Source organism: Curvibacter lanceolatus ATCC 14669, from assembly GCF_000381265.1.
Taxonomy (GTDB): Bacteria; Pseudomonadota; Gammaproteobacteria; order Burkholderiales; family Burkholderiaceae_C; genus Curvibacter; species Curvibacter lanceolatus.
Genome location: NZ_KB906261.1, coordinates 170,597 through 187,951, shown reverse-complemented (window position 1 = coordinate 187,951; position 17,355 = coordinate 170,597). Strand labels below are relative to the sequence as shown.

The following is a 17,355-nucleotide window of genomic DNA, read 5'->3' as shown; positions in this document are numbered from 1 at the left end:
GGTGTTCAGCGGCTCTTGCCGCCAAAGATGCCGCCCAGCACGCCGCGGATGATTTCCTTGCCCACGCTGGAGCCCATGGTGCGCAAGGCCGATTTGGCCAGGGTCTGGGCCAGGCCGTCGTGGTGGCCCCCCCGCGGGCCGGTGGTGCCGAACAGCACATCGTTGAGCACCGAGCCCAGGCCGGGGCCACCAGTCTGGGTGTTGCCCGGCTGGAGGCCGGGCAGGGTGGGCTTGGCCGTTCCCTGGGCCGGGGCCGGTGGCGCGCTGGCGGTGCGGCCTCGGAGCACTTCGTAGGCGGATTCGCGGTCCACCGCCTTTTCATAAACGCCCGCCACCAGCGAGCCTGTCAGCAGGGCCTGGCGTTGCGCCGGGGTGATGGGGCCGATCTGGCTGCCGGGCGGCAGCACGTAGACGCGCTCTGTCTCGCAGGGGCGGCCCTTGGCGTCCAGCAGGCTGATCAGGGCCTCGCCCACGCCGAGTTCGGTGATGGCGGCCTCGATGTCCAGGCCGGCCTTGGGTCGCATGGTCTGGGCGGTGGCCTTGACGGCCTTCTGATCGCGCGGGGTGAAGGCGCGCAGCGCGTGCTGCACGCGGTTGCCGAGCTGGGCCAGCACGGTGTCGGGGATGTCGAGCGGGTTCTGGGTGACGAAATACACGCCCACGCCCTTGGAGCGCACCAGGCGCACCACCAGTTCGATGCGCTCGACCAGCACTTTGGGCGCCTCGTTGAACAGCAGGTGGGCCTCGTCAAAGAAGAACACCAGCTTGGGCTGGTCGGGGTCACCGATCTCAGGCAGGTGCTCGAACAGCTCGGACAGCATCCACAGCAAAAAGGTGGCGTACAGGCGCGGCGAGTTCATCAGCTTGTCGGCCGCCAGGATGTTGACCACGCCACGGCCGTCCACGGTCTGCATCAGGTCGCTGATGTTGAGCATGGGCTCGCCGAAGAACTTGTCGCCGCCCTGGGTCTCGATCTGCAGCAGCCCACGCTGGATGGCGCCCACGCTGGCGGCGCTGATGTTGCCGTAGCTGGTGGTGAACTCCGAGGCGTTGTCGGCCACGTGCTGCAGCATGGCGCGCAGGTCCTTGAGGTCGAGCAGGGCCAGGCCGTGGTCGTCGGCGATCTTGAAGACCAGGTTCAGCACGCCACACTGGGTGTCGTTGAGGTTGAGCATGCGCCCCAGCAGCAGGGGGCCCATGTCAGTCACCGTGGCCCGCACCGGGTGGCCTTGCTCGCCGAAAACGTCCCACAAGGTGGTGGGGCAGGCCAGGGATTCGGGCGTGGGAAGCTGGCGCTCTTTCAGGGCGGCGGCCAGCTTGCCGCTGATCTGGCCGGCCTGGCTGATGCCGGTCAGATCGCCCTTGACATCGGCCATGAACACCGGCACACCGATGCGGGAGAAGTTCTCGGCCAGGGTTTGCAGGGTGACTGTCTTGCCGGTGCCGGTGGCGCCTGTGATCAGTCCGTGGCGGTTGGCCAGGCTGGGCAGCAGGGTGCATTGGGCGTGGGCATTTTGGGCAATCAGGATCGGGTCGGCCATGGTGGGGTGGGCGAAAAGTAAAATCGGTCCCGATAGATTAAACAATTAATAAGGAATCTCCCGTGGCTGGACACAGTAAATGGGCCAATATTCAACACCGCAAGGGCCGTCAGGATGAAAAGCGCGGCAAGGTGTGGACCCGCGTCATCCGTGAAATCATGGTGGCTGCACGCGCCGGTGGCGGTGATCTGACCATCAACCCGCGTTTGCGCCTGGCCGTGGACAAGGCCAAGGCCGCCAACATGCCGGCCGACACCATCAAGCGCAACATCGACAAGGCCACCGGCAACCTCGAAGGCGTGAGCTACGAGGAAATCCGCTACGAGGGCTATGGCATCGGCGGCGCCGCGATCATCGTCGACACCATGACCGACAACCGTGTGCGCACCGTGGCCGATGTGCGCCACGCCTTCAGCAAGTACGGCGGCAACATGGGCACCGAAGGCTCGGTGGCTTTCCAGTTCAAGCACTGTGGCCAGATGATCTTTGCGCCGGGCACCGACGAGGACAAGCTGATGGAAGTGGCCCTCGAAGCCGGGGCCGAAGACGTGATCACGGGCGATGACGGCGCCATCGAGGTGCTGACGGCGCCGGCCGACTTTGAAGCCGTGAAGAACGCCCTGGAGGCCGCCGGCCTGACGCCCGAGGTGGCCGAGGTGACCATGCGCGCCGAGAACACCATCGAGTTGACCGGCGACGACGCCGCCAAGATGCAAAAGCTGCTCGACATGATCGAAGACCTGGACGATGTCCAGGAGGTCTACCACAACGCTGCACTGTGAGCACCATGAAAGTATTAGTCATTGGCGGCGGTGGCCGCGAACATGCCCTGGCATGGAAACTCAACCTGTCGCCCAAGGTGCACAAGGTCTATGTGGCGCCCGGCAACGGCGGCACGGCCCTCGACGATCGCCTGATCAACGTGCCCATCACCGATGTGAAGGCGCTGCGTGAGTGGGCCCAGGCCGAAAAGATCGGTCTGGCCGTGGTGGGCCCTGAGGCCCCGCTGGCAGCCGGTGTGGTGGACGAGTTCCGGGCCCACGGCCTGCGGGTGTTCGGCCCGACCAAGGCCGCCGCCCAGCTGGAAAGCTCCAAGGCCTTCTCCAAGGCCTTCATGAAGCGGCACGGCATCCCGACCGCGGAGTACGAGAGCTTCACCGACGCGGCCCTGGCCCATGCCTATGTGGACGCCAAGGGCGCGCCCATCGTGGTCAAGGCCGACGGCCTGGCCGCCGGCAAGGGCGTGGTGGTGGCCATGACGGCGGCCGAGGCCCATGAAGCCATCGACTTCATGCTGCTCGACAACAAGCTGGGCGTGGTACACAACGACGGCGGCGCTCGCGTGGTGATCGAAGAGTTCCTGCAGGGCGAAGAGGCCAGCTTCATCGTGCTGTGCGATGGCAAGAACGTGACCGCCCTGGCCACCAGCCAGGACCACAAGCGCTTGCTCGACGGTGACGAAGGCCCCAACACCGGCGGCATGGGCGCCTACTCGCCCGCCCCGGTGGTGACGGCCGATGTGCATGCCCGCGCCATGCGCGAGATCATCCTGCCGACCATCCGCGGCATGGAAAAAGACGGCATTCCGTACACCGGCTTCCTGTATGCCGGCCTGATGATCGACGCCCAAGGCCGGCCCAAGACGCTCGAGTTCAACTGCCGCATGGGCGACCCGGAAACCCAGCCCATCATGATGCGCCTGAAGAGCGATCTGTCCGACGTGTTGGCCGCGGCCGTGGACGGCAAGCTCGATCAGGTCGAGCTGCAGTGGGACCGTCGCACCGCCCTGGGCGTGGTGATGGCGGCCCATGGCTACCCCATGAACCCGCGCAAGGGTGACGTGATCACCGGGCTGCCCGCCGAAGCCGATGATGCCGTGGTGTTCCATGCCGGCACCGAGCTGAAGGATGGCGCAGTGCACGTGACCGGCGGTCGGGTGTTGTGCGTGACGGCCCTGGCCGACAGCGTCAAGCTGGCTCAGCAACGCGTCTACGAGGTGGCGGCAGGCATCCATTTCGATGGCGCCCAATACCGTCGCGACATCGGCTACCGGGCGGTGAAGAGCTGATGGAGGCCGCACACGACGCCGTGGCCTCGGTGCGGGCCTGGCTGCTGGGCCTGCAAGATCGCATCACCTCGGCGATCGAGGCCCAGGAAACGGCCGGGGGTGGCTCGGCCCGCTTCCTGGCCGATGCCTGGGACAAGCCTGCAGGCGAAAAGCTGCAAGGCAATGGCCTGACCAAGATCCTGGAAGGGGGCACGGTGTTCGAGCGTGCCGGCTGCGGCTTTTCGCACGTACGGGGCCCCCAGCTGCCACCTTCGGCCACCCAGCACCGGCCCGAGCTGGCTGGTGCGCCCTTCGAGGCCATGGGTGTGTCGCTGGTGTTCCACCCACGCAACCCCTATGTTCCTACCGTGCACATGAATGTGCGCATGATTGCTGCCACCCCGGCGGGCAAGGCGCCGGTGTGCTGGTTCGGTGGTGGCATGGACCTCACGCCTTTCTATGGCTTTGACGAGGATGCACGGCACTTTCACGCCACCTGCCAGCAGGCGCTGGCGCGTTTTGGCGACGACAAATACCCCCGCTTCAAGACCTGGTGCGATGAGTACTTCTTTCTGAAGCACCGCAACGAGCAGCGTGGCGTCGGTGGGGTCTTTTTCGACGACTTTGCCGAGCTGGGTTTTGACCAGAGCCTGGCCATGACGCAGGCCGTGGGTGATGCTTTCTTGCGTGCCTACCTGCCCATCGTCGAGCGCCGGGTGGCAACCCCTTATGGCGAGCGCGAACGCGAGTTTCAGCTGTACCGCCGCGGCCGCTATGTGGAGTTCAACCTGGTCTGGGACCGGGGCACCCACTTCGGGCTGCAGTCGGGTGGGCGCACCGAATCCATCCTGCTGTCGATGCCGCCGTTGGCCAGCTGGGCCTACCAGCAGACTCCGTCTGCAGGCACACCAGAAGCACGCCTGTACGAGCATTTTCTGGTGCGCCAGGCGTGGGTGTGACCCCGAAACGGCCGCGCCTTGGGGTGTTCGGGGGGGCCTTCGATCCTCCGCACCGGGCGCATGTGGCCCTCGCCGAGGCTGCGCTGCAGCAGCTGAGCCTGGAGCGGCTGCACGTGTTGCCCACGGGGCAGGCTGCCCATCGGGCCGGCTTGTCGCCGGGCGAGCATCGACTGGCGATGGCCCGGCTGGCCTTTGCAGAGCTGCCGCGTGTGGTGGTGGACGAGCGCGAATTCCACCGTGCCGGGCCCAGCTACACGGTGGACACGCTCGATGAATTGCAACGCGAATTCCCGGCTTTCGAGCTGGTGCTGATCATCGGTGCGGACCAGGCCCGGGCCTTCGGGCAGTGGCATCGCCACGATGAGATTTTGCGCAAAGCTATAATTTCGGTAGCTGGTCGTGAGCATGGTGCTGCGGCCGGCGGTCAAACTGAGCTTCAAGATCTCCCGGGAGGGCGATGGGAGCCTCTGCAGTGGCCCCTCATGTCCGTGAGTGCGACGGACATCCGGTCGCGCGTCGCACAAGGCCTGGGTATCGAACATCTGGTTCCCGCTGGCGTTGCGCGCTATATTGAACAACATCATCTTTACGAATCCGCCTGATGACCACCTCCACGGACTCCACCGCCAAAAAAGACATCCAGAAACTCCAGCGGGCCATCGTCGATGGCCTGGAGGATGTGAAGGCCCAAGACATTCAGGTTTTCAACACCGAAGCCCTCTCGCCGCTGTTTGAGCGTGTGATCGTGGCCTCCGGGACCTCCAACCGCCAGACCAAGGCCCTGGCCTCCAGCGTGCGCGATGCCGTGCGTGAGGCTGGCTTCAACAAGCCCCGTACCGAAGGCGAAGAAAACGGCGAATGGATCATTGTGGACTGCGGCGCAGCCGTGGTGCACGTGATGCAGCCGGCGATCCGCCAGTACTACCGCCTCGAAGAGATCTGGGGCGCGACGCCCGTGCGCCTGAAGCTGGGCGCGCCCAAGCCGGTTGCCGCAGAAGGCGCCAAGGCACCGGCCAAGAAGGCTGCTGCCAAGAAAACAGCCGCCAAGTCGGCCAAGGCAGCCGAGCCGGCCGCCACCACCCCGGCCAAGGCCGCTGCCAAGGCCGCCAAAGCCCTGAAGGGCACACCGGTGGCCGAAAAGGCACCGGCCAAGACATCGACCCGGGCTCCGGCCAAGAGCGCTGTCAAGGCACCCGCCAAGACGGCAGCCAAGACCAGCACCGCCAAACCTGCTGCCAAATCCGCTACCAAGCCGGCCGCCAAGAAGGCGCCACTCAAGGTGATCAAGGTGGGCGCGCCCAAGAAGCCGGCCGCCAAGAAGGCGGCCGCCGCACCGGCCCCGCGCAAAAAGCCCAGCAAGGCTTGATGGATCGCTGGCATGAAGCTGGTGATCGTGGCGGTCGGGCAGCGCGTGCCCGATTGGGCCCAGACAGCGTGGGATGACTACGCCAAGCGCTTCCCGCCTGAGCTCAAGGTGGAGCTCAAGACCGTCAAAACCGAGCCGCGCAGTTCCAAGACGCTCGAAACCCTGCTGGCGGCTGAGCGTGAGCGCATCGAGGCGGCCATTCCAAAAGGTGCCCGTGTGGTGGCGCTGGACGAGCGGGGTACCCAGCTCACCACGATGGCTCTGGCCTCCAAGCTCAAGGGCTGGCAGCTGGAGAGCGACGATGTGGCCCTGATCATCGGGGGCCCGGATGGTCTGGAGCCCGCGTTTCGCCAGGCTGCGCATGAGCGCATCCGGCTGTCTGACCTGACCTTGCCTCATGCCATGGTGCGCGTGCTGCTGATCGAGCAGCTGTACCGGGCCTGGTCGGTCAACGCCGGCCACCCCTATCACCGCGAGTGATCTCCAGGTGATTTCCCGGGCCTGGCCTTGGCCCGGCCCTGTTCCGTGTCCAACCGGCTGGAGCCTGACCATGGCCAACCCTGAATTCATCTACCTCGCCTCCCAAAGCCCGCGGCGTCGCCAGTTGCTGGAGCAACTTGGTGTGCCACACCGGCTGCTGCTGCCCAACACCGACGGCGATCTGGGCGAAGACGCCGAGGCCATCGAAGCCGTGTTGCCTGGCGAGGCGCCGGCCACCTATGTGCAGCGCGTGACCGGACTCAAGCTCGATGCGGCGCTGGCCCGGCTCAAGCGCCGGGGCCTGCCGGTGGCGCCGGTGTTGTGCTCGGACACCACGGTGGCCCTGGGCCGGCAGATTTTTGGCAAGCCTGACGATGCGGCGCACGCCCGGCGCATGCTGGCCGAGCTGTCGGGTCAGACCCACCGGGTCTTGACCGCGGTGGCCCTGCAAAAAGGGCGCAAGCGCGTGACGGCCCTGAGCACCTCCAAAGTCACTTTCGCCGAACTCACGCCGGCGCGCATCAAGGCTTACGTGGACAGTGGCGAGCCCATGGGCAAGGCCGGGGCCTATGCCGTGCAGGGCCGCGCGGCGGCCTGGATCTCGCAGTTGAGTGGAAGTTATTCGGGCATCATGGGGCTACCGATGTTTGAAACGGCCGAACTGCTGCGCCAGTGCGGCTGGAAACTTTGAGGCCTGCCCGGCCTGACTTTGAGGAAAAAGCCAAGCCATGCAACAAGACATTCTGATCAACTGGTCGCCCCAGGAAACCCGTGTCGCCGTCATCGAGCACGGCGCCGTGCAAGAGCTGCACATCGAGCGCTCGCTGGAGCGGGGCTTGGTGGGCAATGTCTACCTGGGCAAGGTGACCCGGGTGCTGCCCGGCATGCAATCGGCTTTCATCGACATCGGCTTGGAGCGCGCAGCCTTTCTGCATGTGGCCGACGTGTGGCAAAAGCACCCGGAAGGGGAGTCCCCGGCTTCGCGCCAGGCCCAGCCCGCGGTGCCCATCGAGCGCCAGGTGTTCGAGGGGCAGGCCTTGATGGTTCAGGTGATCAAGGACCCGATTGGCACCAAGGGGGCGCGCCTGTCCACCCAGATCAGCATCGCCGGGCGCTTGCTGGTGTTCCTGCCGCAGGACGAGCACGTGGGTGTTTCGCAGAAGATCCCCGTGGGCGAGCGTGAGGCCTTGCGCAGCCGCTTGCAGGCCCTGGTGGGCGAAAAAGCCACCGGGGGAGGGGGGGGCTTCATCCTGCGCACCAATGGTGAGGATGCCACGGATGCCGAACTGGGCGACGACATCGCCTACCTGCGCAAGACCTGGGCCCGCATCAAGGACGCCTCGGTGCGCCTGCCGCCGGCCTCCCTGCTGCACGAAGACCTGAACCTGCTGCAGCGCGTGCTGCGCGACTTGGTGGGCGAGCAGACGCAGAACATCCGCATCGATTCGAAAGAGCAATCCGAGAAGCTGCTGGCTTTCGGCCAGGAGTTCATGCCCTCGGCCGTGGGCAAGCTGCAGCATTACAAGGGCGAACGGCCCATCTTCGACCTGTTCGGGGTGGAGGAGGAGATCGCGCGTGCCCTGGGGCGGCGGGTGGATCTGAAATCGGGTGGCTACCTGATCGTGGACCAGACCGAAGCCCTGACCACGGTGGATGTGAACACCGGCGGTTTTGTGGGGGCGCGCAATTTCGACGACACCATCTTCAAGACCAACCTGGAGGCGGCCCAGGCCATTGCGCGGCAACTGCGGCTGCGCAACCTGGGCGGCATCATCATTGTCGACTTCATCGACATGGTGCGCGATGACCACCGCGAAGCCGTGCTGGGCGAGTTCCGCAAGCAGTTGGGGCGCGACCGGGTCAAGACCATGATCGGGGGCTTCTCGCAACTGGGCCTGGTCGAGATGACGCGCAAGCGCACGCGCGAATCGCTGGCCCACATGCTTTGTGAGCCATGCCCCTTGTGCCATGGCTCGGGGCAGGTGAAGACCGCCCGCAGCGTGACCTACGACATCCTGCGCGAAATCCTGCGCGAGGCCCGACAGTTCAATCCGCGCGAGTTCAGGGTGGTGGCTTCGACCCAGGTGGTCGATCTGTTTCTGGACGAAGAAAGCCAGCACCTGGCTGGCTTGTCGGATTTCATCGGCAAGCCGATCTCGTTGCAGGCCGAAGGCAGCATGGGGCAGGATCAGTACGACATCGTGTTGCTGTGAGGCTGCCAGGGTGAACTCTTCAGAGGCCATTTCAGAGGGGATGCAGGGCCTGCAGCACCAGGCTTTGGGCGCCCAGGTTCTTCAGGCGATCACCCCAGAGGGCTTGCCGCTGCTGTACCTGAGCCCTTTGAGCGTGGACGGTCAGCCGGCCCGTGGGGGCGTGCCCTTGCTGTTTCCGCAGTTTGCTCAGTTCGGCCCTGGGCGCAAACACGGCTTTGCCCGGCATCAGCGCTGGACGCTGGAGCGCGCTGAGCCGCAAGCCCTGAGCTATGGCCTGGAGGTGCCGCCGGGCCAGTTGGACGGTTGGCCCCACGCTGCGAGACTGCGTTTGATCGCCACCCTGGGCAGCGGGGCCTTGAACCTGCAATGGCAGGTGGAAAACACCGGCCAGACGGGTTTCGAATGGGGTGGCGGCTTGCATCCTTATTGGGCGGTGCCGTCGTTGGAGGCCTGTGAGTTGCTGGGGCTGGAGACCACCCCGGGGCTGGACAACCTGTCCGGCCAGCCCTTGCTGCCTCAGGCTCAGCCCTGGCGCTTTGGGCCGCAGGGCATGGAGTACTTGTTCGAGGGGCTGCCCGCGCTGCAACTGAGAACCCCCACCCACACCCTGCACTTGCAGGGCAGTGGATTCACACAGTGGATGGTCTGGAATCCAGGGCTGGAAGGGGCCAGGGGTTTGGCTGATCTGCCTGATCACGATGCGCTCCGTTTCATTTGCATCGAACCGGTGTGCGCCCGCCCCATGCAGTGGTTGGCGCCGGGGGCGGGATTCGAGGGCACGCTGCAGGTGCGTTGGGAAGGCGCTTAGGGGCTTACCCCCGCTGCGCCTGAAGTTGCCCATGCACACGTGACCCATGCAGGGCCGCGGATTCGTACAGTGACTGATTTGGAATCCACCGCTTGAAGAGGGCATTGGCCCCACAGAGCGGTCTGATCAGAAGGTCCTAAATGTTATCTGCATCGATCTGAACAGCCGCCTGCTAAGTTTGTTTTTCAGAAGCAAGGGGCCATGAGGGCGTGCTCCAGGCCCGTTGGGAGCGCCCTCAGGGCCCGGCTGCGCTGTCGAGCGAGGTGCCGTGCCCGCCGCCGCTTTGGGCCTGCAAGCGTGCGTAAAGGCCTTGGCGGGCCATCAGTTCCGCATGGGTGCCTTGTTCGGCAATCCGCCCCTCGGCCATCACTACAACCCGGTTCGCATGTTCGATGGTGGACAGGCGGTGGGCGATCACCACGGTGGTGCGGCCCGCCATGAGCCGGTTCAAGGCCTCTTGAACCAGGCGCTCGGACTCGGTGTCCAGTGCTGAGGTGGCTTCGTCGAGGATCAGGATCGGGGCGTCCTTGTACAGGGCCCGGGCAATGGCCAGGCGCTGGCGCTGACCGCCTGACAATTGGTGGGCGTTGTGCCCCACGATGCTGCGCAGCCCGTCGGGCTGTCTGGCCACGTAGTCGCCCAGGTTGGCTGCCTGCAGGCAGGCCAGCACACGCGCATCATCCACGGCCTGGCCCATGGCCACGTTGTTGGCCAGGCTGTCGTTGAACATCACCACATCCTGGCTGACCAGAGCGAACTGGTGGCGCAGCGAACCCAGGTTCCAGTCGGGCAGGGCAACGCCGTCCAGCAGCACCTGGCCCTGGCTGGGGCTCACAAAACGGGGCAGCAGATTGGCCAGTGTGGTCTTGCCCGAGCCCGAGGGGCCGACCAGGGCCACCACCTCGCCGGGCTCGATGCGCAGGCTGACCTTGTCCAGGGCGGGCGGGCTGTCGGCGTGGTAGCTCACGGAGACGTCCTGCAGTTCCAGATGCCCGCGCACAGTGGCGGCCCGGTGCGAACCTTCGGTTTCGGGCTGAACCTGGTCCATCAGGCGCAGTCCACGCTCCAGCGCAGCCAGGCCACGGGTCAGCGGGTTGGCCAGGTCGGCCAGGCGCCGGATGGGGGCGATCAGCATCAGCATGGCGGTGATGAAGGCCACGAAGCCCCCCACGGTGATGGAGGCGTTGGCGGCACCGGCCACCTGGCGCCCCTGCCAAAGCGCCACGCAGATCACCACAGACAAGGCGCCCGCCGACAGCAACTGGGTCAGGGGCGTCATGGCGGAGGAGGCAATCGTGCCCTTGATGGCCAGGCCGCGCAGGCGCTGGCTCAGCCCCTCAAAACGGCCTGCCTGGCCACTCTGCGCGCCATGCAGTCGCACCATGCGGTGGGCCAGCACGTTCTCTTCCACCACATAGGCCAGCTCATCAGTGGCTTGCTGGCTGGCCTTGGTCAGGCGGTAAAGTCGTTTGGACAGCGTTTTCATGACCCAGGCCACACCCGGTACCACCACCCCCACGATCAGGGTGAGCTGCCAGTTCAGGTACAGCAGGTAGCCCAGCAGGGCCAGCAGAGTGAAGCCGTCACGAGAGAAGCCGAGGGCCGATTGCACCAGCAATTGGGCACCGGTCTGTACCTCGTAGACCACGGTGTTGGACAAGGCGCTGGCACTTTGCTCGCGAAACAGGCGCAGGTCGGCGCTGAGCAGGCGGGCAAACAGGTCTTTGCGCAGGCGCATCATGCCGTCATTGGCGATGCGGGCCAGCGCGTACTGCGCTACAAATTGGGCCAAGCCGCGCACTGCGAACAAGCCCATCAAGGCCAGTGGCACAAACCACAGTGGCAAGGTGCCCTTGGTGAAGCCCTGGTCCAGCAGCGGTTGCATCAGCGCCGGGATCAAAGGTTCGGTGCCGGCCCCGATCAGGGTGGCCAGCACCGCCATGCTCCAGGCCATGGGTTGGCGGCCGAAGTAGCCATTCAGGCGCGCCAGTCGTTGGCGCAGGGGCAGGGTGGGGTGGTTGGCTTCGTCGGTGGGCATGTTGGCGCCGATTCTACGGGCCCACTGCTTGCCTCAACGGCTCGCAAGCACGCGTCGGGGCGGCGTGAAAGCCCCTGTTTGATACAGATTGACACCTCTGCAGGGCGTGTAAAGTACACACTTTGTGACAGTGCCCCTCGGGCAGTGTGTAACATCACGGTCTTTGGCGCGGCCCCTTTCGCCTTTCATCAGCCGCCCGACCGATTCCCGTGTCGTCACCTGACCACCACTGCGAATGAATCTTCAACGTCACGATCTCCCCGGTTCCGCCCCCCTGTTCCTTGCTTCGCGGCGCGCTTTGCTGTCGGCCTTGGCCTTGTCGGCCGCGGTACCGGCGATGGCCCAGTTCCGCGTCGAAGTGTCAGGTGTGGGCTTGACGCAATTGCCGATTGCGGTGGCGCCCTTCAAGGGCGAGGCCGGCACACCGCAAAGGCCGGCCAGCATCATCGCCGCCGACCTGGAGCGAAGCGGCCAGTTCCGCCCCATCGACGCCTCCGGCCCTCAATTGGATGAGGCCTCCCGCCCTGAGATGAGCGCCTGGCGGCAGCGCAACACCGATTCGCTGGTGACGGGCAGCATCTCCAAACTGGCCGATGGCCGTTACGACGTTCGCTTTCGGCTGTGGGATGTGGTGAGGGGGCAGGATCTGGGCGGCCAGAGCTACGCCGTGCCGGCCGCCGACCTTCGCCTGGTCTCGCACCGCATCGCCGACTTCGTCTACGAAAAGCTCACCGGCGAAAAAGGCATCTTCTCGACCCGCATCGCCTATGTGACCAAGGCGGGCCAGAAGTACAACCTGTGGGTGGCCGATGCCGATGGTGAAAACGCCCAGTCGGCCCTGACCAGCCCCGAGCCCATCATCTCGCCGGCCTGGTCGCCTTCGGGCGGGCAACTGGCCTATGTGTCCTTCGAGTCGCGCAAGCCGGTGGTCTATGTTCACGACGTGGCCAGTGGCAAGCGCCGACTGATCGCCAATTTCAAGGGCTCCAACAGTGCGCCGGCCTGGTCGCCCGATGGCCGCCAGTTGGCCGTCACGCTGAGCCGCGATGGGGGCTCTCAGCTCTACACCATTGACTCGGTCAACGGCGGTGAACCCCGCCGGCTCTTGCAGAGCAATGGCATTGACACCGAGCCGGTGTATTCGGCAGATGGCCGGTACATCTACTTTGTCAGTGACCGGGGTGGAGCTCCGCAGATCTACCGCGTGTCCACCTCCGGCGGCGCTGCGGAACGGGTCACCTTCACGGGGGGCTATAACATTTCGCCCACACTGAGTCCGGACGGCCGCTGGCTGGCGTATATCTCGCGAGTGTCTGGCGCCTTCAAGCTGCATGTGATGGACCTCGGCTCGGGCACCGTCAACGCGATCACCGACACGATGGCCGATGAAAGCCCCAGTTTTGCACCGAACGGCAAGCTGATCGTCTACGCCACCCAGCAGGGGGGGCGTGAAGCCCTGATGACCACCACGTTGGACGGCAAGATCAAAGCCCGCCTGGCCGGGCAGGGCGGTGACATCCGCGAGCCCGACTGGGCCCCTTTCCAGAAGAATTGAGCCTGGCTGTGCCTTGTGCACCGCAGGCCTGACAGACTTACAGATTCACATCATTCAGGAGTTTTTTCATGATCCAACGTTTTTCTATCGCTCTGGTCGCCGCCATGCTGGTGGCCGGTTGCAGCTCCGGCGTCAAGCTTGACCAGGCCCCGGTCGAAGACCGCAGCGCCACGAGCACCACGGGTTCGACCGATGCCAGCGGCAATGCTGCTGGCACGTCCCAGAGCGGTGTCAAGGGCGTTGACCTGAACGGCGCAGACAGCAAGGTGGCGGGCCCGGTCGGTGTGGAGCGTCTGGTGTATTTCGATTACGACAGCTACGTGGTCAAGCCGCAATTCCAGGCGCTGCTGGATGCCCATGCCCGCTTCCTGAAGGCCAATCCAGCCCGCAAAGTGAACCTGGAAGGCCACACCGACGAACGCGGTGGTCGTGAATACAACCTGGCCCTGGGGCAGAAGCGTGCCGAGGCCGTGCGTCGTTCTTTGACCCTGCTGGGCGTGTCTGATTCGCAGCTGGAAGCTGTGAGCTTCGGCAAGGAAAAGCCGGTGGCCCTGGGCACCGACGAAGCCTCGCTGGCGCAGAACCGCCGCGTTGAACTCACCTACCGTTGAGCACGGCCATGCGCTGCACCATGAACCCTGTTGTCCGCGCCCTGTCGGGCGTGGCCCTGGCCTGCGCGGCCTTGGTTTCGCAGCCCAGCCAGGCTGCGCTGTTTGGTGACGATGAGGCGCGTCAGGCCATCATCGAGTTGCGCCAGAAAGTGGATGTTCAAGCTCGGCGCCAAGCTGACGAGGCCTCCCGGGCCGCCGAAGACTTGGGTCAGTTGCGCCGCAGCCTGCTGGATCTGCAGGCTCAGATCGAGACCTTGCGTGCCGAGCAGGCCAGTCTGCGCGGTCAGAACGAACAACTTGCGCGCGATGTGGCCGAACTGCAACGGCGTCAGAAGGACATGGCCCAGGGCGTGGACGACCGCCTGCGGCGCTTCGAGCCCGTCAAGGTGACGGTGGATGGTCGCGAGTTCCAGGTCGATCCGGCCGAAAAGAAAGACTTCGAGGCCGCCCTGGGTCAGTTCAGGCAGGGAGCTTTCCCTCAGGCGCAGAGTGCATTTGCCGACTTCATCCGGCGCTATCCGCAAAGCGGGTACATGCCGACCGCGCTGTTCTGGCTGGGCAATGCCCAGTACGCAACGCGTGACTACAAAGAGGCCATCGCCAATTTCAAGACGCTGTTGAGCGTGGCTTCCGACTCTCCACGTGCGCCTGAGGCCGCGTTGTCGATTGCCAACTGCCAGACCGAGTTGAAGGACACCAAGGCCGCCCGCAAGACGCTGGAAGACCTGGTCAAGGTGTACCCGCAGTCCGAGGCCGCGACCGCGGCACGCGACCGCATTGCCCGCATGAAGTGACCCTGTGACGGATGTGCTGGTGGGCCTGGAGCCCGATCTGGAGCGGCGCTTCGGCGGGCTGGCCCGTTTGTACGGTGTGGATGGCGCCGCGCGCATCCGTGCCGCTCACGTGGTGGTGATTGGCATCGGGGGCGTGGGCTCCTGGGCGGCCGAGGCCTTGGCGCGCAGCGGTGTGGCCGAGCTGACCTTGATCGACCTGGACAACGTGGCCGAATCCAACATCAACCGCCAGATCCACGCTCTGGGTGCGACGGTGGGGCAGGCCAAGGTGGACGCCATGGCCGAGCGCATTGCCGACATTCATCCGGCTTGCGTGGTGCACCGGGTGGAAGACTTTGTGACGCCAGAGAACTGGCCGGGCTTCTGTCCAGCCGGGGCTTCGGCGGTCATCGATGCCTGCGATCAGGTCAAGACCAAGACGGCACTGGCAGCCTGGGCCAGGCGCAGTTCGGTGCCCTTCATTTCGGTGGGCGCGGCTGGTGGCAAGCGGCACGCCCATCTGGTGGACATCGACGACCTGAGTCAGACCACGCACGACCCCTTGCTGGCCCAACTTCGGTACCGCCTGCGGCGTGAGCAGGGGGCCCCCAAGGACGGCAAGCGCATGGGGGTGTGCTGCGTGTTCAGTCGTGAGGCGGTGGCGCCACCGGATCCATCCTGCCAGTTGTCTGGTGATGGCTCTTTGAATTGCCATGGCTACGGATCCGTCGTGAGTGTCACGGCCACCTTCGGACAATGTGCGGCAGGTTGGGTTCTGGATCAATTGGCAGCGCCGAGTTCTAAAAAGCCAAAAAAACACGATATAATTTGAGGCTTCGCTGATTCAGATATTCAAATGTTTGAAGAAGCTGTTGGGACGTTAGCTCAGTTGGTAGAGCAGCGGACTTTTAATCCGTTTGTCGTGGGTTCGACCCCCGCACGTCCCACCAAAGACACCCAAGCCAGCCCGTGGGGCTGGCTTTTTTCATGGGCCGTCAATGACTTCTAGTGCTGTCAATCGAATGCCTCTGGTCGATGCCCTCAAGGGTGTCGCCTGTGTGCTCATCGTGAGTCACCATCTGGCTTTTTACGGGCCCATGTCTGATGTGGCGCTGTCCTTGGCGCCCTCGCTCATCAGTTGGCTGTATGACTATGGGCGCCTGGCTGTTCAGGTGTTTCTGGTCATGGCCGGCTTTCTCACGGCAGCTCAGCTGTCCCGCTTTGCCCGTTCTGGGCAGTGTGTTCCCCTCTTGTCTCTGGTCTGGCAGCGTTATCTTCGCCTGGCCATTCCCTATGTCTCTGCCTTGCTGGTGGCCATCGTCGTTGCGGCCCTGATTCGCCCTTGGCTGCATCACGAGTCGGTACCTTCGGCGCCTGATTTCTGGCGTGTTACCTCCCATGTGTTCATGCTGCACAACTGGGTGGGGCATGAGGCCTTGTCGGCTGGTGTCTGGTATGTGGCCATCGACTTGCAGTTGTACAGCCTGGCGGTGCTGCTTTTCTGGATTGGCCAGAAGCTGGCTGGCCCGATGGATCCCCATGACGTGGTCGCGCGCTCTCGTCTGACCGCATGGGTGGTCAGCCTGACGAGCATGTTGATGCTTGCGTCGCTCCTGTTCTTCAACCGGGATGCGGGCTTCGACATCACCGGTCTTTATTTCTTTGGCTCCTATGCCTTGGGCATGATGGCCCGCTGGGCCTCGGGTCGCCGACACCCCTGGCTGTGGTTGGCGGCCTTGGCTGCGGTGGGTGGTCTGGCCTTGATGTTGGAGTTCCGCATCCGCATTGCGATCGCCTTGGCAACGTCCATGGTGTTGGGTGTGGTGTTGTTGCGTGGTTCCTGGCATTGGTTGCATCACGGCTTGCTGGCCTGGTTGGGGCGCATCTCCTATTCGGTGTTTCTGATCCATTTCCCGGTGTGCCTGGTGTTCAACGCCGCATGGCACCACTGGTTTCCGACCCAGCCCTGGGTGAACATCTTGGGGATGGGTTTGGCTTTGACGGCCAGCCTGGCCTGCGGTCATCTGTTCTGGGTCCTGGTTGAAAATCGCGGCAGTGCCAAGGTGATGGGCGCACTGGCCGCTTTGCGCTGATCCGGTCTTTTATCGGGCTTCTGCTATGGGCTGCATGACCGGCAACCGTTAGAGTCTTCGTATCGTTGATTCAAGGCGGGCGAGGTTGCTGGTGCATGGTGTTTGCTTGTTGAGGGCTTTGTTGGTGCCGGTCTTGCTGGCCTCGGCCCTGTCCTGGGCGCAAAAGCCGGATGCCGGTGTGCCGGCGGTGAATTCTGCTGTGCCCCCTCCTGAATCGACGGCGGCGCGGGTCCAGGCCTGCACGGCCTGTCATGGCCGTGAAGGGCGGGCCACTCCGGATGGCTACTTCCCCCGTCTGGCGGGCAAGCCGCAAGGTTATCTCTATCACCAGTTGTTGAATTTCCGCGAGGGGCGGCGTCGCTACCCGCTGATGTCTGGCCTGTTGGAGCACCTGAGTGATGCCTACCTGGCCGAGATGGCTGGCTACTTTGCCAGCCTTGAGATTCCCTATCCACCACCTCGGCCTCCGGTGGTGGATTCCGCGTTGCTGGAGCGCGGCAGGCGCCTGGTGCAGCAGGGTGATGCTGGGCGGGGCTTGCCGGCTTGCGTCCAATGCCATGGCCCGTCGATGACGGGTTTGCTTCCGGCGGTGCCGGGTTTGCTGGGCCTGCCCCGGGATTACCTCAACAGCCAGTTGGGGGCCTGGCAGACCGGCCAGCGGCAGGCTCAGGCGCCAGACTGCATGGCCAAGGTGGCGCGCATGCTGAGCGCGGACGAGGTCAGTGCCGTCTCGGCGTGGCTGGCCAGTCAGGCGCTTCCTGCAAATCCCCGGGCTGTCAAGAGTCTGCCCCAGCCTTTGCCCTTGAAATGTGGTGGCATGACCGCCGGGGAGGGCTCATGAGGCGGTGGATTTGGGGTGGGGTGCTTGTAC

The 17,355-nt window shown here is 64.7% G+C and carries 17 protein-coding genes and 1 tRNA gene; 16 read left to right on the top strand and 2 right to left on the bottom strand.

The features are described from left to right. Positions 1–5: 5 nt before the first annotated feature. Entirely contained in the window at positions 6–1,541 is a 1,536-nt protein-coding gene (locus tag F624_RS0117270; protein ID WP_019575584.1) for a helicase HerA-like C-terminal domain-containing protein, read from the bottom strand. Between the two features lie 62 nt (positions 1,542–1,603). On the opposite strand from F624_RS0117270, the gene F624_RS0117265 reads away from it, so the two are divergent. From F624_RS0117265 to F624_RS0117225, 9 genes are all read left to right on the top strand, one after another. Next, positions 1,604–2,323, top strand: coding sequence for a YebC/PmpR family DNA-binding transcriptional regulator (locus F624_RS0117265; protein ID WP_027474422.1), 720 nt, complete (start codon positions 1,604–1,606; stop codon positions 2,321–2,323). Between the two features lie 5 nt (positions 2,324–2,328). Further along, on the top strand, positions 2,329–3,609 hold the full coding sequence (purD, locus tag F624_RS0117260; RefSeq protein ID WP_031255356.1) for a phosphoribosylamine--glycine ligase: 1,281 nt from the start codon (positions 2,329–2,331) through the stop codon (positions 3,607–3,609). Beyond that, positions 3,609–4,547, top strand: coding sequence for an oxygen-dependent coproporphyrinogen oxidase (hemF, locus tag F624_RS0117255; RefSeq protein WP_019575581.1), 939 nt, complete (start codon positions 3,609–3,611; stop codon positions 4,545–4,547). The genes purD and hemF overlap by 1 nt, the downstream gene beginning before the upstream one ends. Beyond that, positions 4,538–5,149 (top strand): nicotinate (nicotinamide) nucleotide adenylyltransferase, encoded by a 612-nt coding sequence (gene nadD, locus F624_RS0117250; RefSeq protein ID WP_043426138.1) that lies wholly within the window; start codon positions 4,538–4,540, stop codon positions 5,147–5,149. The genes hemF and nadD overlap by 10 nt, the downstream gene beginning before the upstream one ends. Continuing rightward, positions 5,149–5,913 (top strand): ribosome silencing factor, encoded by a 765-nt coding sequence (gene rsfS / locus F624_RS0117245; RefSeq protein ID WP_019575579.1) that lies wholly within the window; start codon positions 5,149–5,151, stop codon positions 5,911–5,913. Before nadD ends, rsfS begins: the two co-directional genes overlap by 1 nt. A 12-nt stretch (positions 5,914–5,925) precedes the next feature. Beyond that, positions 5,926–6,393: a 23S rRNA (pseudouridine(1915)-N(3))-methyltransferase RlmH gene (gene rlmH / locus F624_RS0117240; protein WP_019575578.1), complete on the top strand. Its 468-nt coding sequence runs from the start codon at positions 5,926–5,928 to the stop codon at positions 6,391–6,393. A 70-nt stretch (positions 6,394–6,463) separates the two neighbouring features. Then, positions 6,464–7,084: a Maf family protein gene (locus F624_RS0117235; protein WP_019575577.1), complete on the top strand. Its 621-nt coding sequence runs from the start codon at positions 6,464–6,466 to the stop codon at positions 7,082–7,084. A gap of 37 nt (positions 7,085–7,121) precedes the next feature. Further along, a complete protein-coding gene (rng, locus tag F624_RS0117230) occupies positions 7,122–8,606 on the top strand; it encodes a ribonuclease G (RefSeq protein WP_019575576.1) in 1,485 nt (494 codons plus the stop codon). Positions 8,607–8,616: 10 nt separating this feature from the next. After that, entirely contained in the window at positions 8,617–9,414 is a 798-nt protein-coding gene (locus F624_RS0117225) for an aldose epimerase family protein (protein ID WP_157443503.1), read from the top strand. 235 nt (positions 9,415–9,649) lie between these two features. Here the strand turns inward: F624_RS0117225 and msbA are convergent, their stop codons facing one another. After that, positions 9,650–11,452, bottom strand: a complete 1,803-nt coding sequence (gene msbA, locus F624_RS0117220) for a lipid A export permease/ATP-binding protein MsbA (protein ID WP_019575574.1) — start codon at positions 11,450–11,452, stop codon at positions 9,650–9,652. 235 nt (positions 11,453–11,687) lie between these two features. On the opposite strand from msbA, the gene tolB reads away from it, so the two are divergent. The 7 genes from tolB (at position 11,688) to F624_RS0117185 (ending at position 17,325) form a co-directional block, all read left to right on the top strand. Then, complete coding sequence (gene tolB, locus F624_RS0117215; RefSeq protein ID WP_031255352.1) at positions 11,688–13,007, top strand: Tol-Pal system beta propeller repeat protein TolB; 1,320 nt, start codon at positions 11,688–11,690, stop codon at positions 13,005–13,007. Between the two features lie 68 nt (positions 13,008–13,075). Next, positions 13,076–13,618: a peptidoglycan-associated lipoprotein Pal gene (gene pal / locus F624_RS0117210; RefSeq protein WP_019575572.1), complete on the top strand. Its 543-nt coding sequence runs from the start codon at positions 13,076–13,078 to the stop codon at positions 13,616–13,618. 20 nt (positions 13,619–13,638) lie between these two features. Further along, on the top strand, positions 13,639–14,412 hold the full coding sequence (ybgF, locus tag F624_RS0117205; RefSeq protein WP_245573663.1) for a tol-pal system protein YbgF: 774 nt from the start codon (positions 13,639–13,641) through the stop codon (positions 14,410–14,412). Between the two features lie 4 nt (positions 14,413–14,416). Further along, on the top strand, positions 14,417–15,223 hold the full coding sequence (locus tag F624_RS0117200; RefSeq protein ID WP_019575570.1) for a tRNA threonylcarbamoyladenosine dehydratase: 807 nt from the start codon (positions 14,417–14,419) through the stop codon (positions 15,221–15,223). 42 nt (positions 15,224–15,265) lie between these two features. After that, positions 15,266–15,341: transfer RNA gene (locus F624_RS0117195), tRNA-Lys, on the top strand. A gap of 72 nt (positions 15,342–15,413) precedes the next feature. Next, on the top strand, positions 15,414–16,484 hold the full coding sequence (locus tag F624_RS0117190) for an acyltransferase family protein (RefSeq protein ID WP_019575569.1): 1,071 nt from the start codon (positions 15,414–15,416) through the stop codon (positions 16,482–16,484). 118 nt (positions 16,485–16,602) lie between these two features. Continuing rightward, positions 16,603–17,325, top strand: a complete 723-nt coding sequence (locus F624_RS0117185; RefSeq protein WP_019575568.1) for a c-type cytochrome — start codon at positions 16,603–16,605, stop codon at positions 17,323–17,325. The last annotated feature ends 30 nt before the right edge of the window (positions 17,326–17,355 follow it).

Bases quoted from the DNA above. Each gene is read 5' to 3' on its own strand.
- F624_RS0117270 (WP_019575584.1), bottom strand. From the start codon at position 1,541: ATGGCCGACCCGATCCTGATTGCCCAAAATGCCCACGCCCAATGCACC.
- purD (WP_031255356.1), top strand. From the start codon at position 2,329: ATGAAAGTATTAGTCATTGGCGGCGGTGGCCGCGAACATGCCCTGGCA.
- hemF (WP_019575581.1), top strand. From the start codon at position 3,609: ATGGAGGCCGCACACGACGCCGTGGCCTCGGTGCGGGCCTGGCTGCTG.
- rsfS (WP_019575579.1), top strand. From the start codon at position 5,149: ATGACCACCTCCACGGACTCCACCGCCAAAAAAGACATCCAGAAACTC.
- rlmH (WP_019575578.1), top strand. From the start codon at position 5,926: ATGAAGCTGGTGATCGTGGCGGTCGGGCAGCGCGTGCCCGATTGGGCC.
- F624_RS0117235 (WP_019575577.1), top strand. From the start codon at position 6,464: ATGGCCAACCCTGAATTCATCTACCTCGCCTCCCAAAGCCCGCGGCGT.
- rng (WP_019575576.1), top strand. From the start codon at position 7,122: ATGCAACAAGACATTCTGATCAACTGGTCGCCCCAGGAAACCCGTGTC.
- msbA (WP_019575574.1), bottom strand. From the start codon at position 11,452: ATGCCCACCGACGAAGCCAACCACCCCACCCTGCCCCTGCGCCAACGA.
- tolB (WP_031255352.1), top strand. From the start codon at position 11,688: ATGAATCTTCAACGTCACGATCTCCCCGGTTCCGCCCCCCTGTTCCTT.
- pal (WP_019575572.1), top strand. From the start codon at position 13,076: ATGATCCAACGTTTTTCTATCGCTCTGGTCGCCGCCATGCTGGTGGCC.
- ybgF (WP_245573663.1), top strand. From the start codon at position 13,639: ATGAACCCTGTTGTCCGCGCCCTGTCGGGCGTGGCCCTGGCCTGCGCG.
- F624_RS0117190 (WP_019575569.1), top strand. From the start codon at position 15,414: ATGCCTCTGGTCGATGCCCTCAAGGGTGTCGCCTGTGTGCTCATCGTG.